Source organism: Rurimicrobium arvi (assembly GCF_039540495.1).
GTDB lineage: Bacteria > Bacteroidota > Bacteroidia > Chitinophagales > Chitinophagaceae > Rurimicrobium > Rurimicrobium arvi.
Window position 1 is genome coordinate 21,683 of the sequence record NZ_BAABEZ010000002.1, and the last position, 25,779, is coordinate 47,461.

Consider the following 25,779-nt stretch of genomic DNA (forward strand, 5'->3'; position numbering starts at 1 on the left):
TTTCCGTAACGTACATTTTCTTTTGCGGCAATTGGTCTGAGCCGCGTTTGAATTAGATTTGTGGAGATGAATATGTACGAAGAAAATTATCAGGAACGTTTCAAAAAGCTGAATGAACGGCAACAGGAAGCGGTAACCACACTGGACGGGCCCGTTATGGTGCTTGCGGGACCCGGTACCGGTAAGACCGAGGTTCTTGGAATGCGTATTGCCAATCTGCTGCGCAGTGAAGCACAGGTGAACCCACAGGAGATTTTATGTCTTACCTACACGGAAGAGGCAGCGTACAACATGCGTAAGCGACTTACATCAATCGTAGGTGCCGCCGCACAGAAAGTGAATATTTTTACATTCCACGGATTTTGCAACAGCGTTATCCAGGCGCATCCCGAAGAGTTCGGCTACCGGCAGATGGAAGTAGTAAGCGATCTCGAAAAAAACGAAATATTGAGAGGACTGCTCAGCGGACTTCCTTACGGCCACCCGATGCACCGGATCGGTAACAGCACCTTTATGGATGCAGTGCCGCTTTCGAAGTTCTTCGAAGATATGAAACGTGAAAACTGGTCTTCTGATCGGATCAGGGAGGAGATAGAAAGCTATCTGGGAATGCTTCCGGACGACGAGCGTTATATCTATAAGCGCAACAGCGGACCGTATAAAAAGGGAGATGTAAAGCAGAAGGCGCTGGATGAGGAAAAGGCGCGCATGCAGAAGGCGGAAGCGGCAGCAGCGCTGTACGACGAATATAACAGGCGGCTTGCCGCAGCGGGAAGATATGATTTCGCGGATATGATCCTGTGGGTCATTGATGCGTTCCGGAAAAATACCTGGCTCCTGCAGCAATACCAGGAGCGTTTCCAGTATATACTCGTAGATGAATTTCAGGATACCAACGGTGCGCAGAACGAAATACTGAATCTGTTGCTGGATTACTGGGGACCGGAAGCGAATATTTTTGTAGTGGGCGACGACGACCAAAGCATCTATGAATTTCAGGGAGCCCGCATCCGGAATATCCTCGATTTCTATGAAAAATATCCTACTGCGCGCATCATCGTATTGACGGAAAATTACCGGTCAGGACAACCCATCCTGGATCTTGCCATGCGCAGTATTCTGAATAACGAGGAACGACTGATCAATAAGCTGAATGATTGGAAAGCTGCAGGATTTACGCTGACAAAGGACATTGTCGCCGCACACCCGCGTTTCCGGTCGGAAGAAGTGCCACAGCCCGATGTAACGGTGTACGCGCATATATTCGAAGAAGAAGTGATGACCGTTGAGCGTATTGAAGCTCTTGGTAAGTCCGGAGTACCCCTCGAAGAAATTGCCGTCTTGTTTGCCAAAAACAGACAGGCCGATAATATTGTGGCCCTGTTGGAGCGTAAGCAGATTCCTTTCTCCATAAAGCAGGGTGTGAATGTGCTCGACGAAATGATTCCGCGTCAGGTGCTGCGCATTTTCGATTACCTGGTACACGAACTGCGTAAGCCTTTCAGCGGGGAACATCTGTTGTTCGAATTACTGCACGCTCCTTATTTCGGAATCGCTCCGTTCGATCTGGCGCGCCTTTCGCTGTACCTCGCCGGAAAGGAAGCCCGCGAACTCAATATCCGTCACTGGCGTCAGCTTTTTTCCCATTCGATGATATTGAGCACGCTGGATCTGCAAACGCTTCCGCAGATACTGAATGCAAGTGCTCATCTGGATAACTGGATTCAGAACATGCAGACATTACGGCTGCCTATGCTGGTGGAAAAGATCGCTTACGACAGCGGTATGGTGCGCTGGTGCCTGGCCGGCGAACAACCCGCATGGCATATGCAGGTACTCAATACTTTTTTTGATTTCGTAAAGCAAAATGTCAGCGTGCAGAGCACGGTGGCTTCATTCCTCGAAACCATCAGGCAGATGCGCGAAGAAAAGATTTCGCTGCGGCTGCAGCGTGTTATACGGCAGGAGAAGGGCGTTCAGCTGTTTACCGCACACAGTGCGAAAGGACTTGAGTTTGAACATGTGTTCCTGATCGGCGCAACCAGCGATAACTGGGAAGCCAGAAAGGGCGCCGGAATGGAGTATAAGTTGCCCGAAACGCTCACCCGGACCAACGATGATCAGGACAAGCAGTATAAAGTGGAAGTTGCCAGGCGTTTGTTCTTCGTGGCGGTTACCCGTGCTAAAAAATTCCTGCATCTTTCCTATGCCGCCGCTAAGAATGACGGTAAGCCCCTGCAGCAGTCATTGTTTATTACTGAAATATTAGGTGATCTGCCGGTACAACACTTTACCGCAGACAATGAGACACTCATTCAGGATATGGCCAGCATGATGAATCCGCTGCAAGGCGGCGTGCTGAAGCTGATCGACCGGCAACTGATGGCACGCCAGCTGGAGCATTTCAGCCTGAGCGTTTCGGCAATGAACAAATACCTCCGTTGTCCTGTTGCATTCTATTATGAGCAGGTACTCTGTGTACCTTCTGCCGAGAACGATTCGCTTGCGTTTGGTACTGCTATCCACTATGCTTTGGAGCGCTTGTTTATCGAGATGCAGAAATCACCGGACAAGCAATTCCCTCCGATCCAGGATGTGCTCAACTACTTCCGCTACAAAATGCGGGAACGGGAACTTGCATTTACACCGTTACAGTTTGAACGGCGTATGGTACATGGCGAAGAAGTATTGCGCCAGTATTATGAAGACCGGCACGAACAATGGCATAAAGATGTAATGCTTGAAAAATGGATGCAGGGCAATGTCGGTGCTGCACCGATCAAAGGGAAGATCGATAAGATAGAACTGTTTGAGGGCAATACCTGCAGGGTAGTGGATTACAAGACCGGTAAGTGGCGGAAGGAAAGTAAAGATTATCTGAGTCCGCCGTCCGAACTGCAACCGAAGGGTGGTGATTACTGGCGCCAGATGGTGTTTTACAAATTGCTGGTGGAAAGTCAGCCTTACAACAAACTGAATGTAACAGAAGGAAGCTTTGAATATGTGGAGCAGATTGCCGAAGGTAAATATGATTATAAGTTACCCGTATTTGAAACAGATACGACTCTGGTACGGCAGCAGATAGAAGATGTATACGCACGGATCAAAAACCTGGAATTCGAGACCGGATGCGGCGAGGAAGATTGCGTGTGGTGCAAGTTTGCGCACGACTATGGAATGAAGGTCCCGCGGCCGGAGCCGAACGAAGACCAATAAAAAAGCCGTCTCTGAGAAGAGACGGCTTTTTTATAAGGAGCCTGATTAGTTGTTTGCATTCTCTTTTCCTGCATTCACCATATCGTGAACGAATTTTGCTACGGAAGCAATTTTTTCAGGATTCAGAGAGTAGTGAATAAACTTTCCGTCACGGATAGTATTCACAACGTTTGCGCGACGCAGAATAGCCAGATGCTGAGAAGCAACAGACTGCTCCAGGCGAAGCTTTACATAAATGTCAGTCACCTTCATCGATTTGTGTTCGTTCAGCAACTTGATGATTTGCTGACGCAATTTATGGTTGATAGCTCTCAACGTCATCGCAGCACTCTTAACTGCTACATAATCCAGCCTTATTTGATCTGCTGCATTGTCCTCTTTGCGAATAACCAAGGTATTCGATGTCATTAGTGTTTCCATCTAAATTAAAAATTGTTTTACTGTTTGGTTTGTTTGTTAAGAAATTTGAACGAAACTATTTTCTAGGTGTTAAGAACAAGGGATATGCAAACTTACGATATTCGTAAAAAATAGATACGCCACATATCGTTAAAAACGTTACGCTTTAGTTAAAATCCTCTTAAGAAAGGCGTCAACTCATATATCTTTAGTGCTAAGAAACAATATAAACCGAAAACTATCATATATAATATATCTTTAAATCAAAGCACTTTTTGTATAGTTATTTAACGATATTGATCCCCTCAGTTTCTTTGATTTTCGCAAATCCGCCGAGTACATTCCGCAGATTATGAAAGCCTTGTCGTTTCAGAATTGATGCCGCAATCACTGAGCGGTAACCACCTGCACAATGGATATACAGGTTTCTTTCTGTGTCTACGTTTGCAATTGAAAGAATATCTGAAAATTTGTTCAATGGCATATTGGTGGCACCCTGGACATGACCTTCCCCGAACTCCCCTTCTTTACGTACATCCAGAATCTCCAGTTTCGGATCATGCGGCAGATCCATAGCCAGTTCATCAGCCTCAATATCAATAATCAGGTCCACTTCCTCTCCTGCATTCTGCCATTGTTCAAATCCCCCTTCGAGGTAACCGGAGACGGTATCGTAGCCTATGCGCGCGAGACGTGTAATGCTCTCCGCTTCGTTTCCCGGTTCGGTCACCAATACGATTTCCTTACCGAAAGGAAGCAAGACACCTGCCCACTCCGCAAAACGTCCGTCAAGGCCAATGCTGATCGACTCAGGAATAAAACCTTCCGTGAACGATGTGGACTTTCTTGTATCCAGAATAAGCGCATCTCCCGCTATTTTCTCCTTGAATTCCTGAAGCGAAAGAGGCTTCAGCCCTTTGCTCATTACGTCTTCAAGTGAAGAAACGCCTGACTTATTCAGCCGTGCATTAATAGGAAAGTATGCCGGTGCCTCACTCAGGCCTTGTGTCACATTCTGAACGAATTCCTCTTCGCTCATATCCTTTAATGCATAGTTCGTAGCTTTCTGCTGGCCGATCGTGCTGTAAGTTTCGGGACCTAAATTCTTTCCGCAGGAAGAGCCGGGTCCGTGAGCGGGATACACGATCACATCATCATGCAGGGGCTTTATTTTTTCGTTCAGGGAATGATACATCTTGGCAGCAAGCTCCTCTTTGCTGAGATTTCCTGAAAACAGGTCCGGACGGCCGACATCGCCTACAAACAGCGTGTCGCCTGTAAAAATACAATAGGGAGTTCCCTGTGCGTCGCGCAGCAGATAACAACTGCTTTCCAGTGTATGTCCCGGTGTATGCAATACTTCGATAGAGCGTGCACCGATCTTGAAGGTTTCTCCGTCTGTAGCCTTATAAAAAGGAAAATCGGCCTCCGTATCCGGGCCGTATACAATCTGTGCGCCGGTGCGGGCCGCAAGCTCCTGGTGCCCGCTTACAAAATCGGCATGAAAGTGTGTCTCGAAAATATATTTGATCTGCACATTTTGTTCTTCAGCCATTTGCAGGTAAGTGTCCACATCTCTGAGCGGATCTATAACCGCCGCTTCATTGCCATCGCTGATAAAATAAGCTGCCTCGCTCAGGCATTTGGTATATAATTGCTGGATATTCATGCACAAAAGTTTGACCGCAAAGATAACGAAGCTGCGTGTTGACTGCGGAATGAATTATTGATGTCCATAGCAGGATTTCTTATATAAAAAAACCGCCGGTAATAATACCGGCGGTCTGAAGAAAGTAATGATGTTATTACTATTTCTGCACTGCAAATTTTTCAACTTTGATAATTGAACCTTCGCTTTTCACTTGCAGGAAATAGATGCCGGCAGGTACTTCTTTGATATCAAGCTGAGCACTTTGCTTACCGGAAGCAATAGTTCCCAGGTCTTTTGCATATACCTGACGACCTGCGAGGTCAACGATGCACGCAGTTACATTCATTGAGGTTTCGAAGTTATATTCGAATGATACACTGTTAACTGCAGGGTTCGGGAACAGCGTGAGCGGGTTTTCGCTGTTTGCAATTTCCATCAGACCAGTGGATTTGTTGATCCATACACGTTGTGTATCCAATCCGGATGTGTTTGTTACATTCGCTGTAGTAACACCAGGCACGGAAGGTCCTACGCCAAAACCTGTCATCTGAATGTACCACAGGTATTGTTTGTTTGCAGTAAAAGGTTTTGCTTTAAACGTATCGGCAGTAAGGTTAACCAGGGTTTCGATATTTGCAAAAGGCAGACTGAAACCTCCGGAAATAGTCGCATCACTTATCTCAGCGTAAGTTCCCTGAGGAATTGCAAGCCCGTAGATGTTTGTATAATAACCAATTGGCAAATTCGGCATTTTAACTTTCAATGTATCCTTTCTGGAAACGGAGTCAGCAGTAGTAGAGGATACGTTGTAAATACGATACACCGGATAAATGGTAGAACCTGTTACGATGTTGGTATCAATTTTCGGTTTTACCACTTCAACAGTAAATTTCAGGTTTCTTTGGGCACTTGCTGCGGCACTGATGCCGAGCACTGCTAATAGGGCAAAGTAAATTTTTTTCATGAGTTTTTTATTTTTTTAAAGAAGCGAAGTTACTGTTTTCGATTCGTAAAAGCCAAAATTTTTATAAAACAGAAAAGGCCCCGGGAAATCCGGGGCCCATATAAAATAGGGTTTATTAATTTACTTATTTATAAGGAATTTGGCAGATTGCACCTTATCTCCTGATTGCAGACGCAGGAAGTAGGTTCCCGCACTTACATCATTCAGATCCACGGTTACCTGCTGCAGGCCATAATATGATCCTTTATTCAGGGATTGTTGTTTTACAACGCGTCCGAGCAGGTCTACAACGTATAACGCTGCGTTTTCTCCCGAAGTGAAATTGTGCTCAAAGGAGATCTGGCTGCTGGCCGGGTTCGGGAAAACCTTGATCTGCTCGGTGGAAACGGAGAATACGTCCAGTACACTCAGCGGCCATCCGTCGGTCCAGATATGAGCGGTGTCCATAGAATTGCCCATTCCGGAAGATGCGTAAGTGATCGCATTGATTTTCCCCTGTGACTTGATGTCGGTAATTTCCACATACCAGGCGTAGCGCGAACTGTCTTTAAAGCGTGGCGTGTAAATCTTACGCATTGTCGGGAACTCGATTTTAGCATCCTCACGATCTAACAGAACCGAAACTTTTGCACCGGTGTAGGAAGACATGTACAAGGTGTCATACAGAACTTTCCAGGTTGCACCGAGTACGGTTGAGTTGAGCTGAATAGAACTTCCGGGAGGAATGTCCACCGTGTAGAAAAACGGTGTCACTTTGCCGATCACGTGGCGCGAATCTCTCAGCATGATGGTATCACTTGCTTTGATGGTGTCCGGTCCGAGATTGGTAATCGTGTAGTCCACATCGACGTAGGAGCCTATCGTCATGTAGTAGTTGGCGATGGGTTTGTTAATCGACACCCGGGTACGTATCGTACGCTGTGCGAATGAAACAAGTCCCGCCATTAACAGTAATAGGGATAAGTAAAGCTTTTTCATGGCTGTAAAATTTGTTTAAAAATTGATACGAAGATATGTTTTACAAATGATATTTAAAAGATATCCAAAGTACAATTTTAATCGAATAAAAAGGTCTGTCCGCCCTTAGAGCGTCTGAAAAGATCGAGGCTCAGGCTGTGAGATGTTTTGTTCAGACCAAATTTCCGGCAATAAAGCGCAAACTGTGTTCTGATCAGTTCCGCGATATTTCCTTCACCTGTCATTCTTGTGCCAAAGCGGCTGTCATTTACATTTCCGGCATGACAGGAGCAAATCATGTTCCATACCTTTTCTGCCCTGTCGGGAAAAGTCTTCCGCAGCCAATCCTCAAATATCGGCCCTATAGCTCCGTTGAGCCGCACCATTGTATACCCGGCTGTGGTGGCTCCTGCCGCTGCTGCCCTTTGCAGCACATCGTGCATCTGATGATCGTTCAGTCCGGGGATGATCGGCGCATTCATTACACCCACGGGGATTCCTTTAGCACTCAGAGCGGACATTACGTTCAGCCTGTTTTTGTAAGTTGCCGTTCTTGGCTCCAGGGCAAGCCTTAGTTTTTCGTCGGTGCCCGTAACCGAGAAATACACACGCACGAGATTCTGCGCAGCAAGAGATTCGAGCAGATCCAGATCCCGCAGGATCAGTGCATTCTTCGTGATAATGCCGACAGGGTTGCGGTATTCGAGGCAAATTTCCAGCATCTGTCGCGTAAGGCGCATTTTTCTCTCAATAGGCTGGTAACAGTCGGTGTTACCGGAAAGGGAGATCACGGCAGGCTCGTAATTCCTGTTATCGAAATACCTGCGTAACAGCGCCGGCGCATTTTTTTTCACAATAATCCTGCTTTCGAAGTCTAGCCCCGCGCTGTATCCCCAATACTCATGGCTGTTGCGCGCATAACAATAAATACAGCCATGCTCGCAGCCCTGGTAAGGGTTTGCAGAAAAAGCCATTCCTACATCGGGACTTTTCACCTCGTTGACGATCGTCTTGCTGTTATCATAGATGAATTCTGTCTTGCGCACTTCCTGTTCCCAGTCGTCCACTCCTTCCACATGTTCGCGGATATACGTGCCTTTTAAAAAACGGTTCGGATGATTGTATTGCGCACCCCTCCCTGCTTCATATTCGTTGTCCGCTTTCTGACTGATCATAATAGTGTCAATTTTCTGTTATCAATATAGCCAATTAAGTCCGATTTTTTAGAAAATGTAAACACCGGATCGACTACCTTGCGACAGATAAAAAAAATCATATGGAAGTAATCCTGTATTCAGTAAAGAATGGAGTGGCGCATATCGTGTTGAACCGCCCGGAAAAATATAACAGCTTTAACCTTGAGATGGCGCTTGCGCTGCAAAAGAGACTGGACGAAGCGGAACAGGATAGCGCTGTCCGTTGCATCTTACTTTCGGGTTCGGGAAAAGCGTTTTGTGCCGGACAGGACCTGGGAGAATCGGCCGACCCGTCTCAGCTGGATTTTGAGCAGATTCTTAAAGAACGTTACAACCCTATCGTATTGAAAATCCGCAATATGGAGAAGCCTGTGGTATGCGGCGTTAATGGCGTTGCAGCAGGTGCGGGTGCTAACCTCGCGCTGGCCGGGGATATTGTGATTGCAAAGGAGAGCGCAGCTTTTATTCAGGCGTTCATCAACATCGGGTTGATTCCCGATTGTGGCGGAACATTTATGTTGCCACGCCTGGTAGGCGCCGCACGTGCGATGGCGCTATGCATTACCGGAGAGAAAGTAAGCGCTGCGGATGCAGCAGGTATGGGTATGATCTGCCGTGCAGTGAGCGATGAGCGTTTTGAAGAAGAATGTACTGCAATGGCGGAGCGTCTTGCTTCCCTGCCTACGCGCGGAATAGCGCTGACCAAAAAGTTGTTAAATGAAAGCTTCAGCAATACGCTGGAGCAACAATTGGAACAGGAGATGCGTTTACAGGTCGAGGCAGGCAAAACAAACGATTTTAAGGAAGGCGTATCGGCATTTATGCAAAAGCGTAAACCGGCTTTCCAGGGAAACTAAAACACTACCATGCAGCAAGCAGAGGACATAAAGGGCAGGTTTGCTTCCCGATTGAAGGAGGTGGCTGAAATTTATCAGCAGGGCGATTCGCAGCTCGCGTTAAGGCGTCTGATGGACGCTGCGATCGACACTGCAAATACAGATATTTTTGATGCTGTCACTGCTCATATCGAGTGGCTCGAAAATGCGAATCCGGACGAAGCTCAGAACTGGGAAACCAGTCAGACATTACTTAACCGCATAGCCGCCGCAGGGGTCGCTCCGAGAACCACATTCGGAGAACGTATTTTAGAAGCGTCGGGCGTACGTAAGCGGTATACCTCCCGCTCTTTCGAATTAGGACCGGTAGATACCGTGCTTGCGAGAGGGGAAATGCTGGGTCTGGTGGGTGAAAACGGAAACGGCAAAACAACCCTACTGCGTATCCTGGCTCAGGAACTGTCTGTAGACGAAGGCTCCATCGAATATTTTCTGCCTCAGAGCGGCAATGCCTACGATCTGCGCAGCAAGCTGGCCTACATTCCCCAGCGTACCCCGAAATGGTTCGGTTCGCTGATGGATAATCTTAAGTTCACACTTTCCTGCTATGGTGTAAAAGGACAGGCCAACGAGTCTTACGTGCTGATGATGGTAGCCCGCATGGGTCTCTGGAAGTATAAAAATATGCAGTGGAACGAGCTGTCCTCCGGCTACAAAATGCGTTTTGAATTAGCGCGGACTTTTCTGAGACGGCCGGATATTCTGTTGTTGGACGAGCCGCTGGCCAATCTGGATATGCAGGCGCAGCAAACTATTCTCGAAGACCTGAAAAGCCTTGCAGGTTCGCTCGCTAATCCGATCGGTGTGGTACTGAGCTCCCAGCAGCTGTATGAGGTGGAGAAAGTGTCTGACCGGGTGCTGTTTTTGCGCAGGGGGCAACCGCTCTGGCAGGATCAGCGTGCAGCAGATCCTGGTGATGTCCTGCCCCCCGAACACTTCATCATCGAATTTGAAACGCAGAGCCCGCGGGAAGAGCTGCAGGCTGCACTTGCAAAACTATCGGTGGAGAAAATCAGCTTTAACGGAGGCACTTACGTGGCGCAATTCCCGGTGGAAGTAACGATGCCCGCTGTTATGGAAGTATTGGTGTCCGCAGGTATTTCACTATTGTACATCAGAGACATCTCCAAATCCACACGTCGTTTTTTTGTTCAATCCTAACCTAATTACCCCATGATCCGTAAGTGGCATAAGTATTTGCTGGAAAATTATCCATTGCTGTGGAATATGCGCCTGCCGAGCGTATTACTCGTTATACTGCTCTTGCACATATTTCACTATTTTATCGGCTACGTACATTTCAACAGTTCTTCTGACGCTTACTGGGAGAATCCTGCAGGCCTGTTTTTCAGCAGCTCTTTCGCGCTGTTCAGTATTATCGGCTCTTTTGTGGTATTCATTTTATGGCTGGTCCGCGTGTTCCGCAACAATCCGTTCAAGAGCTTTTATCCATTCAGTAATGGTCAGTTGTTTTCGCAGTTCCTGATCCTGTTGCTCGTCTCGTTCCTGAATATCACGTACTACTATTCCTATACCATGGGTTTTGTGCATCATGGACTGAAAGGGGTGAATTATACCAATCTGAAAAACGGCACAAAGCTGTATAATCGACTGGTCGGTCTCATGAACGATAATAAAGAATCTTACGGCATAGAGTTTCGCTGCGGTACCTATCCTTTTCCTTTGCGCAAATTCGTGGATCCGGAAAAGCAGGGACTTAGCCCGGAAATGCTGAAACCCTCCGACTTCTTCTATGAGGCGAATGACGGAAGGCGCTTTTCGAACAGGCAGATCGATTCGATGACAGGCGGTGTTTCCTATTCCTACCTCAATTACTGCAACAATTATCCGGTGCTTTCGGTAGACGTTGGCGATCCCCGTGAAATGTACCAAACGAATATTCAGGAAGATGTATTGAGCGATCCGAAACAGTTGCGTGCGGATATGGAGGCATTCGTGCGGCTGTTAGACGAAGAACACATCGACCATACGATCACTGCCGAGGCCTGGTTCAATGCAGTATACCATCCGCCGTATTTCCCGGTATCTCAATTGATAGCGCAAAGCAGTATGCGCAATGCGCAGGGTATACCGGAGCTAAGCAAAGGGTACTATATCGATCGTTATGCGTTGGAGCGGAAATTCCGCATAGCGCAGCAGGTGCGCAGATTCCGTGTGGAACCGGGCGTGCTGTGCGGTATGCTGTATGCTGCGCTGGGTATGAGCCTGCTGATCTTTACCTTCCGTGCAACCGATCGCCGTGTCTGGCTCATTACCATTATCGGAGCGGCACTGATCTCCCTGATTGTGGGTGCATTTTCGGCACTGATCGCATTTTCCGGAGCCGCAGAAAGTCTGCTTGCGTTCTATTCATTCATCATTGCCTCTTTCTTTGTGATGCATTTGCTGAGCACCCGGAAATCCTGGTCGGGCGCAGCGCTGAACTGGTTCACATTGTCGCTGCCCTATTTTTCACTGATTATCCTCGGGTGGCTTGCAGCGGATCGCCATAGCGGTAAAAAAGATTTTGAATACTGGTTCCGGGAGCATGCAACGGAATATTTTTATCTTTTCTTCATAGCCTACATTATTGTGGTAAGGCTGGTGCTGGTGCCCGCTTACCGGCGCTGGCAGGCTATGGCGGAATAGATATATTAAATCGTATTATCTGTATAACTTCTTTTTACAATGGAATGCATATCATGCATTCCATTGTGTGTATCAGGGCTCCTTGCCACAACCAACCAATCATCTAAATAGCTACCTTTGCGCAAAATTTTTCATAGAAAATGAGCTTGTTCCAACAATTGAATAATGAATTTGCAAGCCGCCATATCGGTCCGCGTGAGTCCGATATTCCTGCTATGCTTGAAACCATCGGCGTGGAAAGCATCGATGAGTTGATAGCCAAGACCGTACCTGATGCGATCAGGATGAAACAGCCGCTGAATCTGCCTTCGGCAATGAGTGAGGCTGAATACCTGAAGCATATCAAAGAAGTTTCCATGAAAAACCAGGTGTTCCGCAGTTATATCGGGCAGGGTTATTTCGATACACATACTCCAAGCGTTATCCTGCGTAACATCTTCGAAAACCCGGGATGGTACACACAATACACGCCTTACCAGGCAGAGATATCCCAGGGTCGTCTGGAAAGTTTGCTGAATTACCAGACTATGATCTGCGAACTTACCGGTCTGCCTATCGCAAATGCTTCCCTGCTGGATGAAGGAACTGCAGCGGGAGAGGCGATGACTATGTTCTTCCACACGGTGAATAAAACCGATGTTATTGATCGTCCGAAATTCTTCGTGGATCAGTATACCTACGCACAAACTATCGATGTATTGCGCACACGCGCTGTGCCATTGGGTATTGAGCTGGTGATCGGCGACTTTAATGAGGCAGTGATCGACAACAGTTATTTCGGTGCGCTGGTACAATATCCGAACGAGAAAGGTGCGATTGAGAACTACGAATCGTTTATTGCATCGGTACACGCGATCGGCGGCTTTGTTGCCATGGCTACGGATCTGCTTGCACTTACGTTGCTGAAAGCTCCCGGAGAATTGGGTGCCGACGTGGCGCTGGGTTCTTCACAACGCTTTGGTGTTCCGTTGGGATACGGTGGCCCTCACGCTGCATTCTTTGCCGTAACCGACGAATTCAAACGTTTTATTCCCGGCCGTATCATCGGTATTAGTATCGATGCTCAGGGTAACCGCGCATTGCGCATGGCCCTGCAGACACGGGAGCAGCATATCAAACGCGAAAAAGCAACTTCCAATATCTGTACTGCCCAGGCACTGCTGGCCAATATGGCAGCAATGTATGCGGTGTACCACGGACCTGCAGGTTTGAAAAATATCGCAATGCGCATCGCATCTGTCGCGCACGCCTTGTCCGAGCAACTCACTGAACTCGGTTATGAGGTGTTCAGCAAAAACTTCTTCGACACTGTGACCGTAACCGTGAAAGATGTTGCGGCTATCCGCAGTAAAGCTGAAGCGGCTAAAATCAATTTCCACTACAACGGTAATTTTGTAAGCATTGCACTGGATGAAACCACTACGTTAAGTGATGTAGCGGACATTATCCGCGTTTTCGGTGCAGACAATACTGCATATGCATTTGATTTCTCCCAGGAGGAACTGAATAATATTCCGGGAGCGCTGATACGTACTTCTGCTTATCTGCAACAGGACGTATTCAATAGTCATCATTCCGAGTCGCAGATGATGCGTTATATCAAAATGCTGGAAAACAAAGATCTGTCGCTGAATACCAGTATGATCTCCCTGGGTTCCTGCACGATGAAGCTGAATGCTGCCACGGAAATGATCCCGCTGAGCTGGGCACACTGGAGCAAACTCCATCCGTTCGCTCCTGCTGAACAGGCCGGAGGGTATCAGTACATAACAGAGCAACTGGGTCGCTACCTCAGTACCATTACTGCTTTCGATGCGTGCAGCCTGCAGCCTAACAGTGGGGCACAAGGGGAGTACGCCGGATTGCTGACAATCCGTGCCTACCATGAAAGCCGTGGCGACAAGCACCGCGATGTAATGATCATCCCGATCTCTGCACATGGTACCAACCCTGCGTCGGCTGTGATGGCAGGATATAAAGTGGTGGTGGTTAAAGCATTGGAGAACGGATATGTGGATATGGAAGACCTGAACGCAAAAGTTGCGCAGCATAGCGCCAATCTCGCCGGTATCATGATTACTTATCCTTCCACCTACGGGATTTTTGAAGAAACGATCGTTGATATCACAAACCTGATCCACCAGCATGGCGGACAGGTGTATATGGACGGTGCGAACATGAACGCGCAGGTGGGACTTACCGCTCCGGGCCTTATCGGAGCTGATGTGTGTCACCTGAACTTACATAAAACATTTGCGATCCCGCACGGCGGCGGCGGACCAGGAGTAGGACCGATCTGCGTAAAAGCACATCTGGCACCATTCCTTCCGGGACACGTCGCGTTGTCTAATGCAGCTACCAATACAACTGCCGTTTCTGCAGCGCCTTACGGATCTGCAAGCATCCTGCTCATCAGCTATGCCTATTGCTGCATGCTGGGTGCGGATGGTGTGAAGCAAGCCACGCAATTCGCCATTCTGAATGCGAATTACATGAAAGCACGCCTGCAAAAAGACTACGATATCCTGTACAGCGGCGTAAACGGTACCTGTGCGCATGAGTTCATCGTAGATCTGCGTCCGCTGAAAAAGACAGCTGAAGTAGAAGCGGAAGATGTTGCGAAGCGCCTTATGGATTATGGATTCCATGCTCCGACAATGAGTTTCCCTGTACCCGGTACGATTATGATCGAACCTACGGAAAGCGAGGACAAAGCTGAACTGGATCGTTTCTGCGACGCGCTGTTGTCTATCCGTAAGGAGATTGCAGCTGTTGAAAACGGATCAGCTGACAAGAAGAACAATCCGCTGAAACATGCACCTCATACGCAGCATGTAGTGATCAGCAGCAACTGGGACAGACCTTATACACGTGAAGAAGCGGCATTCCCGCTGCATTACGTAGGTCTGAATAAGTTCTGGCCTTCAGTTTCCCGCGTCAACAATACGCACGGAGACCGTAACCTGATCTGTACCTGTGAGCCTACAAGCGCTTACGCTTAAGATGTGCGATAAGATAAAAGCCGGAATACTGTATGTATTCCGGCTTTTTTTTGGCGGCGGTTTTTCCCCACCGGTATCTGATGAAACAGCCACGGCAATTACCGCGGCTGCTGATACTGAGTCCTGTTCTATATTAAGGCATCAGCACTTTGTCGATCACATGGATAACCCCGTTGCTTTGGTACACATCTTTGATGCTAACCTCGGCTTTGCCACCCTTGGCATCCATGATCCACAAATTTTTTCCTTTCATCATCAGCGTTAGATTTTCACCCTGCACTGTCTTCAGCACGGCCTTGCCGTTACCCGCTTTGATTTTTTCGGCAATTGCTTTACTGTCCAGTCGGCCCGCAACCACATGATAGGTGAGTACGGCTGTGAGCTTGCCTTTGTTTTCCGGTTTCAGCAGGGATTCCACCGTTCCGGCCGGAAGCATATCGAATGCTTTGTTTACCGGAGCAAATACGGTGAAGGGGCCTGGAGACGAAAGTGTTTCCACCAATCCGGCAGCTTTTACTGCGGCAACCAGTGTTGTATGGTCTTTAGAATTCACCGCATTTTCCACAATGTTCTTTGAAGGATACATCGGAGCTCCCCCCACCATTACTGTTTTTTCCTGTGCGTAGGAAGTTTGTGTCATTGCTGGTCCGAGCAGCATTGCGGCTACCACCAGCATTTTCATTGGATTGCTTTTCATAAGTAATGCTTGTTTGTTGTATGCGATCATATACGCAAACATGCAGAACACGGTTTTTCGCAAAATTAAAAAATGAAAATCGCTTACCGAATGCTGTTGATACCTGCATACAGCGGCACGGGTATTGTTGTAAGGTAATATTGCGGAGGCGGAAAATACGAGTTAGTATTGCCGGTTATATACCGTACGGAATATTTAAGGTTTGGAGCCATGCCTTTACTGCTGCCGCCTGAAAAGTTGACGCACTAAACTTCGGCATCATCCCGGCATAAAAAAAGCTGTCCCGAACAGGACAGCTTTTTTGTGATTTTTTTTTCCTTAGCTGGTTTTTCCCGCGACGACCATTTGGTCTAACGTAGGATTGGGGCTGCCGCCTTTACGCTCGATGGTAATGGCAAACATTTCTGCCCGGGCGATCGTTTTCATGCGCTGCATCAGGGTGTCCGGGCTACCATCATACACGCCGGCGTCTACGGGTTTGCCGTCTACAATAGCCCAGAGCTGGTATTGTTTTCCTTCGGGCGCTGCAGGCATGCTGGCAAGATCGAGGAATACATCCCCTGTTGCTCCGTCCCAGTACAGCATACCGGAATGCGCCTCGTGTCCGGCTACACCTGCAAGGTTTATTTTTTTCAGTTTGGGCAGTTCCAGCACACGCATTGCCTGCAGCATAGATTCCGACTTGGCGAGAGCCAGTTGTTTTTCCTGCAAGGTGGCTTTCTGAAGCGCAGCCACCTGGTTCATTTCCGTTTTCAGCTGTTGCTGGTTGCTTAGCAATACCAGATTGGTGATGACACTACCGACCAGCAGTACGAGCGAGGCTGCCATTGCCCATGTGGGAATGCTGCGTCTGACAGGTGCTTCCGCTCGTATATTGACAACGGCAGGGATCAGCAGATCTTCGGCAATAAGTCTTTCCCTGATGTTTTCTTTCAAAGCCCCCGGAGGCTCTTTGCGGTAACTTGCTGCATACGTCCCCATCACGGCCTGACATTCGAGCACAGCTTCCTTCAGTTCCGGGTACTGTAACATCAGTTGTTCCAGTTCACGTACCTCGGCTTCTGAAGCTATGCCAGACACATAAGCCTCAATCACCCCACTTTCTATGTACTCTGCAATATTCACTTTTGCCTCTTACTTAAAAATTGATTTTAATTCTATAAGCGCATTTCGTAAACGGGTTTTAACCGTCCCCAAAGGTATATCTAATGTTTTCGAAATTTCTTCCTGGGTATATCCCTGGAAGTAAGCCATATCTACCAGATCGCGCAGATCTTTCTTCAGTGTCATGACAGTCTTCTTCAATCCGATCGTATCCGTATTCTGGGTTGTTACGCTTTTTTGGTCCCCGGTATATACGGTGTTTTCAATATCTGTGGTTTTCTGTTCGTTTCTGTATCCTTTCGATCTCAGTGTATCGATGGCGGTATTGCGCGCAATATTCAGCATCCAGGTATACAGTCTGCCTTTGCTGCTGTCATACTGATCGATATTGCGCCAGATTTTAATAAAAACTTCCTGTAGAATGTCGTTGGCCAGCTCCTGGTGCTCAACAACTTTGAACACGATACCGTATAAGGCTTGGGAATAATTGTCGTAAACGTATTGAAACGCGCGCTCATCTCTGCTTCGCAGCAGAGCGATTAAATCCTGTTCATTGATTTCAACGGCGTTTTTCAGAATATAATTATTGGTCGTTACGCTTCAAAAATAAGTATATGCCACATTAAAAAATCAAAGGGATAAAATAATTTTATTTTATCCCTTTGATTCCTGTAAAAGTAATGCGGTTACGCAAGCTGGTTCAGCGTATGCTGGATAGCGTCAAAATCCGGAATTTTTCCGGCATCTTCCAACACTTCGGCATAACGGATGATCCCTTCTTTATCTACCACAAACGCGGAACGTTTGGATACACCCTTCATTCCGAACGCAAATTGTTCGTAGATAGTGCCGTACGTTTCGGAAACATTTTTATTGAAATCGCTCAGCAGATCGAAATTGATGTTTTGTTCTGATTTGAATTTGTCCAGCGTAAACAGAGAGTCTACGGAGATACCCAATACGGTTGCATTCAATGCAACGTACTGACTGATATTGTCGCGCAGTGCGCATAATTCGGCAGTACATACACTTGTGAAAGCCAGGGGGAAGAATACCAATACCACGTTTTTGCCGCGTAAAGCGCTGAGTGTTACTTCTTTTTTTTCTGTATTGAACAGTGTAAAATCAGGGGCAGTTTGGCCTACTTGTACAGACATATAATTGTTGGTTTTGGACAAATGTAATCAGTGCCTGCCAATAAAGCTGTTAGAAATAAGCTATAAGCATTACTGCTCCGGCTATTTTAGACTGACAGAATGATGGTTGGTCTGCTGCCGGTACTGAAAAAATGTCGCTTCATGCGGCATAACCTGCAATCTGCTGAAAAAATGTCTTAAGCACGTGCTTTGGCATAAAATATGCAGGGAAGTAGCAAACAATAAAACCATCATATCAAAATAGCATTATTATGGCAAAAAAAGTAAGCACATCTGTGAACATCACCCCCCTTCACGACAGGGTAGTTGTAAAGGCTGATGCCGCCGAGCAAAAAACTGCTGGAGGAATCATCATTCCCGATACCGCAAAAGAAAAACCTCAGCGCGGTACTGTGGTCGCAGTAGGAGGCGGTAAGAAAGACGAGCCGATGACCGTGAAAACAGGCGATTCCGTGTTGTACGGTAAATATGCCGGTACGGAGATCAGCATTGAAGGTGCAGATTACCTGATCATGCGTGAAAGCGACATCCTGGCGATCCTCTAATCCGATACTTTTATAACAACCATATAATACAAATAAACAATAACTGATCATGGCAAAACAATTGCATTTCAATATTGAGGCCCGCAATAAAATGAAGAAGGGCGTAGACATTCTGGCTGACGCCGTTAAAGTAACTCTCGGTCCTAAAGGCCGTAACGTGGTTATCGAGAAAAAATTCGGTGCTCCGGCTATCACTAAAGACGGTGTAAGCGTTGCAAAAGAAATCGAACTGGAAGATGCGGTAGAGAATATGGGCGCTCAGATGGTGAAAGAGGTGGCATCAAAAACTGCTGACATGGCAGGTGACGGTACCACAACTGCAACCGTTCTGGCTCAGTCTATTATCTCTGAAGGACTGAAAAATGTAGCTGCAGGTGCTAATCCTATGGATCTGAAACGCGGAATCGACAAGGCTGTTGCAATCGTGGTGGAAGATCTGAAAAGACAAAGTCAGGCTGTAGGTAAAGACAATAAGAAAATTGAGCAGGTAGCTACTATCTCTGCAAATAACGATAACGCAATCGGCAAACTGATCGCTCAGGCTATGGCGAAAGTGGGCAACGAAGGTGTAATCACCGTAGAAGAGGCGAAAGGAACGGAAACCACTGTTGATATCGTGGAAGGCATGCAATTCGATCGCGGTTATCTTTCTGCTTACTTCGTAACCAATACGGAAAAAATGCAGATTGAATTCGCTAATCCCTATATCCTGATCTGCGAAAAGAAAATCAGCACGTTGCAGGACATCCTGCCTATTCTGGAAGCTACCATGAAAGCAGGCCGTCCATTGCTGATCATTGCAGAAGACGTAGAAGGAGAAGCATTGACCACATTGGTGGTGAACAAACTGCGTGGTTCACTGAAAATCGGTGCGGTAAAAGCTCCGGGCTTCGGCGACCGTCGTAAAGAAATGCTGCAGGATATCGCCACCCTTACCGGCGGTACCGTAATCAGCGAAGAACAGGGTATCCAGCTGAGCGCTGCCACAATCGAATACCTGGGCCAGGCAGAAAGCATCACTGTAGATAAAGACAATACCACTGTTGTAGGCGGTAAAGGCAAAAAAGCAAATATCACTGCACGTGTAAATCAGATCAAATCCCAGATTGAAACAACCACATCTGATTATGATCGTGAAAAACTGCAGGAGCGCCTTGCAAAACTGGCCGGCGGAGTTGCTGTGCTGTATGTGGGTGCTGCCACTGAAGTGGAAATGAAAGAAAAGAAAGATCGCGTGGATGATGCATTGCATGCAACACGGGCTGCTGTGGAAGAAGGTATCGTAGCCGGTGGCGGAACTGCCTTTATCCGTGCTGTGGAAAGCCTCGCTAAAGCGAAAGGCGCCAATGCAGACGAAAATACCGGTATCGCTATCATACGCCGTGCGCTTGAAGAGCCACTGCGCCAGATCGTAAGCAATGCAGGTATCGAAGGTTCTATCATAGTGCAGAAAGTAAAAGAAGGAAAAGACGACTTCGGATTCAATGCCCGTACCGAAACATATGAGAAAATGCTGGCAGCCGGAGTAATCGATCCTACCAAAGTAAGCCGTGTGGCACTCGAAAATGCATCGTCTATTGCAGGAATGCTGCTGACCACAGAGTGTGTTATCGCTGAAAAACCAGAGCCGAAATCTGCTGCACCGTCAATGCCCGGTGGCATGGGTGGTGGTATGGGTATGGATTATTAATACAGGAATTACCCTCCTATACACGTATCGACGGACCATCGCAGGATGGTCCGTCTTTTTTTCGAAATATCACAGATTTTGGAATTAGTAAAAAATCTATATTTCACTAATTTATAATTGTTATGAGTACTTTTTTTAATCAAAAATTTCTGTAATTTGCCGCCCTCAACCGTAAATAGAAGACGAACAATTGGAACAGTTAAAAGACCGTATCAGTTTATTCTGGGGCAATCTCATCGGGGACGCAGATGAGTTTAGCATAGACAACAGAGCTTTTAATGCCATCAGTATTATCTCCATCATTATCCTGCTGTTTTTACTCCCGATCAACATTTACCTGGGTCTGCCCTTTGTGTGGGCAAGTGTTGCCATCACAATGGGCTTGCTGATCGTCCTTTACTACTACGCACGCTACCGCAAACAATATGCTTATTCGATGAGCATATACGCCGCAGGAAGCTACCTGCTGCTGGTGCTGAACTTTTTTTTCAATGCGGGGGCAGATGGTCCTACCATTTTCCTGTTTTTCCTGAGTTTTCAATTGCTTATTGCCTTTACTCCACAGCGGCAACATCTTACCTGGGCGATACTGCACATCGTACTAACTGTTTCGCTGCTCTACATCCACTACTGGTACCCGGAATGGATTATGGAGCAATATGCAAAGCCATCCGACCGTTGCTTTGATCTCAGCACGAGTGCGTTGATCATTCTGGCATGCATGTATTGTATCACGATATACCTGCGCAGCAATTACAACCGGGAAACACGTTTGTCTGCAGAACATGCGCGGCAGATAGAAGAGCAGAATCAACAGATCAGACTGCAGTACCAGGAGCTGGAAAAGCTGGGCCAGGAAAAGAATAAGCTAATTTCCGTACTGGGTCAGGATCTCAGGGGACCGCTCAACTCCATCAGTTCAGTTCTCGAACTGCTGACTACATACCCGGTTCCGGAGCAAAGAGCCCGGGAGCTGCAAAAGGGATTGTTGCAGACTACGCGTAACACGTCAGATATTCTTACGAATCTGCTAACCTGGACCTCGCGTCAGATGAAAGGAATGACTGTTTCCCTGCAACGCGTCCGTCTGCTGGAAATTGTTCAGCAGGTATTGGCAAGCCAGCAAAGTCTGTCCGAAGCAAAATCAATAACCGTTCAGGTGGATATCAGCGACAGTATTTACATTATGGCTGATCCGGACATGCTGGTTCTGGTGCTGCGCAATATTCTGAACAATGCATTGAAGTTTACGGGCAACCGCGGACTTATCGAAATGGCTGCGGAAGAGCGGGGAAACAGTTGTGTCATCACCATTACGGACAATGGTATCGGTATGTTCCCGGAACAACTGGCGCAACTTTTCAGCATGAATATCCACTCCACTTTCGGCACAAACAATGAAAAAGGGATAGGTCTCGGACTCGTATTATGTAAGGACTTTACCGAGGCACAGGGCGGTACGATCCATGCGCACAGCGAAGAAGGAGTGGGGACTGTTTTATCCGTTTCTTTACCCTTGTATAAAGGAATATCTATCGTTTAAGCGGCCACACCATAGACTGTGAACACTGCAACCTGGCAAATGCTTTTGTCTCCATGTTCTTTCCGGCATCGGGCATGAGGTTCATGTAATTTGTCAGATCTCCGTTATTGCGATACTTGAATAGCCCCGGTTTACGGCCGTTACTATGGTATACATACAGTAACGAATCGTTCATGCAGGTTAATATATCGTCGCTGGAATATACGATCGCATTATGGCGCTCTTTCATCACATCAATGCCGAAAGTGGTGTTGATATAGTCCGACCCCACAAGTCCCATAATCGTCGGGTAAAGGTCCGTTTGCACCGCCAGGCGGCCTATTGCTTTACCCTGGGCTTCCCCGGGTACATAAATCATGAAGGGAATGTGATGCAGTGAAAAGGGAACTTCGTACCTGTCGTTCCACATAGAGACGCCGTGGTCGGCAATGAATACAAATATCGTGCTGTCATACCATGGCTGCTTTGAAGCGTACTCCATCATTTTCCTGAGCGACCAGTCCGCATACTCCACCACCGCTTTTTCTGAAGAACTGCTATGAGGCCTGAACGGAATGTTTTCGGGCACGAAGTAAGGGGCATGATTGGACCCGCTCATAAAAGTTGCAAGGAAAGGTTTGTGATTTGCGTACAATTGACCGAGCAGGGGCATGGAATAACGGTACATATATTCGTCGGGCACACCTACGGCACTCAGCACTTCGGATTCCGGATAATCTTTCTGACCGATCATGGAGTCGTACCCGTTTCCGAGCAGGAAAGTATGCATATTATCGAAAGCCTCGTTGTGCGTGAGGAAAAACACGGTTTGATAGCCTTGTTTTTTAAGGGTTGTGCTCAGTCCGTCCATCTGCGGCAATGGCGTCACGTCCATCATATGCTTGTTCATCAGTGCGGGGTGGCCGTAGATGGTGCTGTAAATGCCATTATAGGTATGTATCCCGGAACTGAAGGTGCTGTCGAAGCAATAGCTGATTCCGGCCAGACTGTCCAGAAACGGCGTCAGGTTTTCCCTATTACCATAACGCTTCATACGGTGAGCAGCCATACTTTCCATCAGTACAAGCACCACATTTCTGCGGGGATAGCTTGCCTGCGTATGCTGCATACGTGCCACGGGTGAAAGGGCTGCATACTGCGGATCTCCCTGCATATCGGCCTGGGCGATCATCTGTGCTTCAGAATCACTCATCCAGTGCAATCGCTCGTTGCCCGGTCTGATACGGTCGAAATAAGAAGTGCAGAAATTATAAACAGGGTTCAGGCTTAGCTGATTAACGAAACCATAAGGTGAAAAAAAGGCTTTCGATATCATCTTGTCGTCGTTGCCAAAGCGGCCTTTCATACCTACGCTCAGCAGAGCGATGCTGCCGAGTACTACGGGAAGCGTGGTGGAAAAGCTGGGTGCCGACAGGGGTAAGTTGCGCACATGATCTTTGTAAATGCCGCGCAGGATACGGATATACACGCCGAGTACGCCGAGATATAAGATCGCAAACACACAGAATTTGATATTCTCGAAGATCATCTTCACGCCGAAGCCGCCTGCATTGTTCCAGTTAAATATCGTATCGTTGATCCTTTTGCAGAAGTATTGCAGGAAAGGCATATCTGCCGCCATTACCAGCAGGCAGAATATAAATAAGATGCCGGTAAGGGTGTACAGAGCTGCAAGTACGTACCGGTGCAATTTGCCCGCCAGATACAGCAGGCTGCCGGTGAGAAACGGTATGCTCATAACAAAGCACATCACCAACGCGTCGAACCGGAAGCCTACCAGAAATGCTTCGGCGAGCAAGCTCCCTTTATGATCAGTCACTGTCTGCAATCCTTCCAGGTTATAGAAGAGTGCAATCAGGCGGAAAACGGTAAAGAAGGCTATACCCAGCAGGAATACACGTAAGGGAAAGGAGAATTGCCCTGCCTTTACAAATAACTTATTTTTCATTTGAGGACGCAAATTTAAATTTGTTTTAAATTTTTTCGTCCTTAATTAAGAATGCCTTCACTTTTAAAGTGAAGGCATTCTATATAAATAACCAGCCGGTAACGATTACCACAGTGCCACTCTGGCACTGTCTGGCAGGAACATTTTGCTGCCTGCCGGGATATTGAAGGCTTTGTAGAATTCCGGAACGTTCGGGAACGGACCATTCACACGGTATTTTGCCGGGGAGTGAACGTCTGTAAGCAGACGTGTAGCCAGTTCTTCATCCCGCTGCATATAGAGCCATCCGAGGGCATACCCGAGGAAAAAGCGCTGCATAGGGGTGTATCCGGCTATCGTTTTGTTCTCTTTGTATGCTTTACTTTCTTTAAATGCATCCAGACCAATCAGGATACCACCCAGGTCTGCGAGGTTTTCTCCCAATGTTGCCTTGCCGTTGATGCGCAGCGTATCGATCACGACCATATTGCTGAACTGATTGGCCAATACTTCCGCACGCTTGTTGAATTGTGCTTCGTCTTCCTTGCTCCACCAGTTGTGGAGGTTGCCTTTCTCGTCGAACTGGCGGCCCTGGTCGTCAAATCCGTGCGTGATCTCGTGTCCGATAGTCGAAGCTGCAGCGTATCCATAAACCAGCGCATCGTCCAGCTCTTCATCGCGGAAGCCGGGTACCGTGAAGATACCCGCCGGTAATACGATTTCATTATTAGAGGGATTGTAATATGCGTTGTAAGTCTGTGGTGTCATATCCCACTCCGTACGGTCCACAGGTTTGCCCAGTTTAGAGATGCTGTAATTGTTCCACCACTCATTTGCTTTCATCATATTTTCAGCGAATGAGTTTTTGCCGATCTGCAGTGAAGAAAAGTCTTTCCATTTGTCAGGATATCCTACTTTTTTTGTCATACCGGCAAGCTTGTTCAACGCCTTTTTACGGGTGCTGTCGCTCATCCAGGTGAGGTTCTCCATGCGTTTTTTATAAGCTGCACGTACAGCCTCCGTCATGTCTTCATACCTTTTTTTGGCCTGTGCATTGAAGTATTCTTTCACGAACAATTGTCCGAGAATCTCTCCGATGGCCTGCTCTTCGGCATCCAGCACGCGCTTCCAGCGCGGACGCATTTGTTTGGCGCCGCGGATCGTTTTGCCGTAGAAATCGAATTTGGTATTCACCAGTTTGCTGTCCATATAGGAAGCAAAGTCGTTGATCAGGTGAAATGACATGTAATCTTTCAGGGTGCCGATAGGTGTGGTTTTGAGCAGCATGCTCAATTGCTTGTAAAATTCCGGCTGACCCACGATCACGGTATCGACTTTTGGCAGGCCGATCCCTGTGAAGACACGCTGCCAGGCGACGCCAGGTGCGGTTGAAGAAAGTCGGCCGATGTCCATTTTATTGTAGTTGGCATACGGGTCGCGCAAAGCTTCTATGGTACGGGAAGCTTTTGCCATAGCCGTTTCAAGTTTGAAAACGGACTCAGCCTTCGCGTTGGCTGTGGCACTGTCGTCTCCCTTCAGCATAAAGATGCTGCGGATATAAGCGGGATAAGCATTGCGGATTTTCGCGGTGCGTTCATCCGTTTTAAAATAATAGTCGCGGTTGGGAAGTCCTAGTCCGCCCTGGTAGAGCTGGTAAGACATCAACTCAGAATTTTTTTCGTCCTGGCCCACGCCTTCGCTGAAGAAAACCCCCACACCTATTTTATGCATATAGGCTGCCACGTCCATCAATTGCTCCAGGTTCTGAGCCGAATTGATCTTGTCCAGCACCGGCTGTAAGGGTTTCATGCCATCAGCTTCAATTTTTGCGGTATCCATGGCGGCGGCCCAGAAATTAGCAAGCTGTTCGGAGGTGCGGTTGCTGCCGGCTGTTTTCGCTGCTTCCTCGTTAATGGTGAGTTTGCGTTTGTAGAGCTCTTCGTTAACGAGATTGGCGATACCCCAGCTGCTTTCTTCGTCCGGAATCTTATTCGCTTTCAGCCAACCACCTTCTGCGAACGCGAAGAAATCTTCTGCCGGGTTTACCGTGGTATCGGCATTCGCGGCAAGGATATCCGCTTTTGGGGTTGCCGGATCTTTGTGCTCACCGTTGCCGGCGCATGATGCCAACGCTACCGCAAGGCTGAGCGGTAATACGCGTGTAAAATGGTTCAATGCCATATTGT

The 25,779-nt window shown here is 47.5% G+C and carries 19 protein-coding genes; 8 read left to right on the top strand and 11 right to left on the bottom strand.

The features are described from left to right. The first annotated feature begins 66 nt into the window (after window positions 1–66). Window positions 67–3,216 (top strand): ATP-dependent helicase, encoded by a 3,150-nt coding sequence (locus ABD846_RS01715; RefSeq protein WP_344822038.1) that lies wholly within the window; start codon window positions 67–69, stop codon window positions 3,214–3,216. Window positions 3,217–3,261: 45 nt separating this feature from the next. Here the strand turns inward: ABD846_RS01715 and ABD846_RS01720 are convergent, their stop codons facing one another. The 5 genes from ABD846_RS01720 to ABD846_RS01740 all read right to left on the bottom strand — a co-directional run bounded on the left by ABD846_RS01720 (window position 3,262) and on the right by ABD846_RS01740 (window position 8,362). Next, the gene (locus ABD846_RS01720; RefSeq protein ID WP_344822039.1) at window positions 3,262–3,636 is read right to left on the bottom strand and encodes an ArsR/SmtB family transcription factor; all 375 of its coding nucleotides are present in this window, start codon (window positions 3,634–3,636) and stop codon (window positions 3,262–3,264) included. A gap of 262 nt (window positions 3,637–3,898) precedes the next feature. After that, the gene (locus ABD846_RS01725) at window positions 3,899–5,284 is read right to left on the bottom strand and encodes an MBL fold metallo-hydrolase (protein WP_344822041.1); all 1,386 of its coding nucleotides are present in this window, start codon (window positions 5,282–5,284) and stop codon (window positions 3,899–3,901) included. Between the two features lie 139 nt (window positions 5,285–5,423). Further along, entirely contained in the window at window positions 5,424–6,230 is an 807-nt protein-coding gene (locus ABD846_RS01730) for a T9SS type A sorting domain-containing protein (RefSeq protein ID WP_344822043.1), read from the bottom strand. A gap of 120 nt (window positions 6,231–6,350) precedes the next feature. Next, window positions 6,351–7,208, bottom strand: coding sequence for a T9SS type A sorting domain-containing protein (locus ABD846_RS01735; RefSeq protein ID WP_344822045.1), 858 nt, complete (start codon window positions 7,206–7,208; stop codon window positions 6,351–6,353). Between the two features lie 77 nt (window positions 7,209–7,285). Next, a complete protein-coding gene (locus tag ABD846_RS01740) occupies window positions 7,286–8,362 on the bottom strand; it encodes a PA0069 family radical SAM protein (protein WP_344822047.1) in 1,077 nt (358 codons plus the stop codon). 101 nt (window positions 8,363–8,463) lie between these two features. On the opposite strand from ABD846_RS01740, the gene ABD846_RS01745 reads away from it, so the two are divergent. The 4 genes from ABD846_RS01745 (at window position 8,464) to gcvP (ending at window position 14,930) form a co-directional block, all read left to right on the top strand. Next, on the top strand, window positions 8,464–9,240 hold the full coding sequence (locus ABD846_RS01745; RefSeq protein WP_344822049.1) for an enoyl-CoA hydratase-related protein: 777 nt from the start codon (window positions 8,464–8,466) through the stop codon (window positions 9,238–9,240). A gap of 9 nt (window positions 9,241–9,249) precedes the next feature. Then, window positions 9,250–10,440 carry an ABC transporter ATP-binding protein gene (locus ABD846_RS01750; RefSeq protein ID WP_344822051.1) on the top strand — a complete coding sequence of 397 codons (1,191 nt, stop codon included), beginning with the start codon at window positions 9,250–9,252 and terminating at the stop codon, window positions 10,438–10,440. Between the two features lie 12 nt (window positions 10,441–10,452). Further along, complete coding sequence (locus ABD846_RS01755; protein WP_344822053.1) at window positions 10,453–11,928, top strand: hypothetical protein; 1,476 nt, start codon at window positions 10,453–10,455, stop codon at window positions 11,926–11,928. Between the two features lie 140 nt (window positions 11,929–12,068). Next, entirely contained in the window at window positions 12,069–14,930 is a 2,862-nt protein-coding gene (gene gcvP / locus ABD846_RS01760; protein ID WP_344822055.1) for an aminomethyl-transferring glycine dehydrogenase, read from the top strand. Between the two features lie 133 nt (window positions 14,931–15,063). On the opposite strand, the gene ABD846_RS01765 is transcribed toward gcvP, so the two are convergent. The 4 genes from ABD846_RS01765 to ABD846_RS01780 all read right to left on the bottom strand — a co-directional run bounded on the left by ABD846_RS01765 (window position 15,064) and on the right by ABD846_RS01780 (window position 17,888). Beyond that, complete coding sequence (locus ABD846_RS01765) at window positions 15,064–15,627, bottom strand: fasciclin domain-containing protein (protein WP_344822057.1); 564 nt, start codon at window positions 15,625–15,627, stop codon at window positions 15,064–15,066. Between the two features lie 318 nt (window positions 15,628–15,945). Then, window positions 15,946–16,752 carry an anti-sigma factor gene (locus ABD846_RS01770; RefSeq protein ID WP_344822059.1) on the bottom strand — a complete coding sequence of 269 codons (807 nt, stop codon included), beginning with the start codon at window positions 16,750–16,752 and terminating at the stop codon, window positions 15,946–15,948. A gap of 9 nt (window positions 16,753–16,761) precedes the next feature. Further along, window positions 16,762–17,310: an RNA polymerase sigma factor gene (locus ABD846_RS01775; RefSeq protein ID WP_344822469.1), complete on the bottom strand. Its 549-nt coding sequence runs from the start codon at window positions 17,308–17,310 to the stop codon at window positions 16,762–16,764. Window positions 17,311–17,417: 107 nt separating this feature from the next. Then, window positions 17,418–17,888, bottom strand: a complete 471-nt coding sequence (locus ABD846_RS01780) for a peroxiredoxin (protein WP_344822061.1) — start codon at window positions 17,886–17,888, stop codon at window positions 17,418–17,420. Window positions 17,889–18,139: 251 nt separating this feature from the next. Here ABD846_RS01780 and ABD846_RS01785 point away from each other — a divergent pair, with 251 nt between their 5' ends. From ABD846_RS01785 to ABD846_RS01795, 3 genes are all read left to right on the top strand, one after another. Further along, the gene (locus ABD846_RS01785) at window positions 18,140–18,433 is read left to right on the top strand and encodes a co-chaperone GroES (protein ID WP_344822063.1); all 294 of its coding nucleotides are present in this window, start codon (window positions 18,140–18,142) and stop codon (window positions 18,431–18,433) included. Between the two features lie 49 nt (window positions 18,434–18,482). After that, window positions 18,483–20,123 (top strand): chaperonin GroEL, encoded by a 1,641-nt coding sequence (gene groL / locus ABD846_RS01790; protein ID WP_425568006.1) that lies wholly within the window; start codon window positions 18,483–18,485, stop codon window positions 20,121–20,123. Between the two features lie 190 nt (window positions 20,124–20,313). After that, window positions 20,314–21,666 (top strand): sensor histidine kinase, encoded by a 1,353-nt coding sequence (locus ABD846_RS01795; protein ID WP_344822065.1) that lies wholly within the window; start codon window positions 20,314–20,316, stop codon window positions 21,664–21,666. On the opposite strand, the gene ABD846_RS01800 is transcribed toward ABD846_RS01795, so the two are convergent. Together ABD846_RS01800 and ABD846_RS01805 are read right to left on the bottom strand one after the other, a co-directional pair. Continuing rightward, window positions 21,656–23,614, bottom strand: a complete 1,959-nt coding sequence (locus ABD846_RS01800; protein ID WP_344822067.1) for an LTA synthase family protein — start codon at window positions 23,612–23,614, stop codon at window positions 21,656–21,658. The two genes, ABD846_RS01795 and ABD846_RS01800, sit on opposite strands and share 11 nt — an antisense overlap. A gap of 105 nt (window positions 23,615–23,719) precedes the next feature. Next, complete coding sequence (locus tag ABD846_RS01805) at window positions 23,720–25,774, bottom strand: M13 family metallopeptidase (protein ID WP_344822069.1); 2,055 nt, start codon at window positions 25,772–25,774, stop codon at window positions 23,720–23,722. Window positions 25,775–25,779: the final 5 nt, after the last annotated feature.

Excerpts from the sequence above, each read along its gene's own strand:
- ABD846_RS01715 (WP_344822038.1), top strand. The coding sequence starts at position 67 with ATGAATATGTACGAAGAAAATTATCAGGAACGTTTCAAAAAGCTGAAT.
- ABD846_RS01720 (WP_344822039.1), bottom strand. The coding sequence starts at position 3,636 with ATGGAAACACTAATGACATCGAATACCTTGGTTATTCGCAAAGAGGAC.
- ABD846_RS01725 (WP_344822041.1), bottom strand. The coding sequence starts at position 5,284 with ATGAATATCCAGCAATTATATACCAAATGCCTGAGCGAGGCAGCTTAT.
- ABD846_RS01730 (WP_344822043.1), bottom strand. The coding sequence starts at position 6,230 with ATGAAAAAAATTTACTTTGCCCTATTAGCAGTGCTCGGCATCAGTGCC.
- ABD846_RS01735 (WP_344822045.1), bottom strand. The coding sequence starts at position 7,208 with ATGAAAAAGCTTTACTTATCCCTATTACTGTTAATGGCGGGACTTGTT.
- ABD846_RS01740 (WP_344822047.1), bottom strand. The coding sequence starts at position 8,362 with ATGATCAGTCAGAAAGCGGACAACGAATATGAAGCAGGGAGGGGTGCG.
- ABD846_RS01745 (WP_344822049.1), top strand. The coding sequence starts at position 8,464 with ATGGAAGTAATCCTGTATTCAGTAAAGAATGGAGTGGCGCATATCGTG.
- ABD846_RS01750 (WP_344822051.1), top strand. The coding sequence starts at position 9,250 with ATGCAGCAAGCAGAGGACATAAAGGGCAGGTTTGCTTCCCGATTGAAG.
- ABD846_RS01755 (WP_344822053.1), top strand. The coding sequence starts at position 10,453 with ATGATCCGTAAGTGGCATAAGTATTTGCTGGAAAATTATCCATTGCTG.
- gcvP (WP_344822055.1), top strand. The coding sequence starts at position 12,069 with ATGAGCTTGTTCCAACAATTGAATAATGAATTTGCAAGCCGCCATATC.
- ABD846_RS01765 (WP_344822057.1), bottom strand. The coding sequence starts at position 15,627 with ATGAAAAGCAATCCAATGAAAATGCTGGTGGTAGCCGCAATGCTGCTC.
- ABD846_RS01780 (WP_344822061.1), bottom strand. The coding sequence starts at position 17,888 with ATGTCTGTACAAGTAGGCCAAACTGCCCCTGATTTTACACTGTTCAAT.
- ABD846_RS01785 (WP_344822063.1), top strand. The coding sequence starts at position 18,140 with ATGGCAAAAAAAGTAAGCACATCTGTGAACATCACCCCCCTTCACGAC.
- groL (WP_425568006.1), top strand. The coding sequence starts at position 18,483 with ATGGCAAAACAATTGCATTTCAATATTGAGGCCCGCAATAAAATGAAG.
- ABD846_RS01800 (WP_344822067.1), bottom strand. The coding sequence starts at position 23,614 with ATGAAAAATAAGTTATTTGTAAAGGCAGGGCAATTCTCCTTTCCCTTA.
- ABD846_RS01805 (WP_344822069.1), bottom strand. The coding sequence starts at position 25,774 with ATGGCATTGAACCATTTTACACGCGTATTACCGCTCAGCCTTGCGGTA.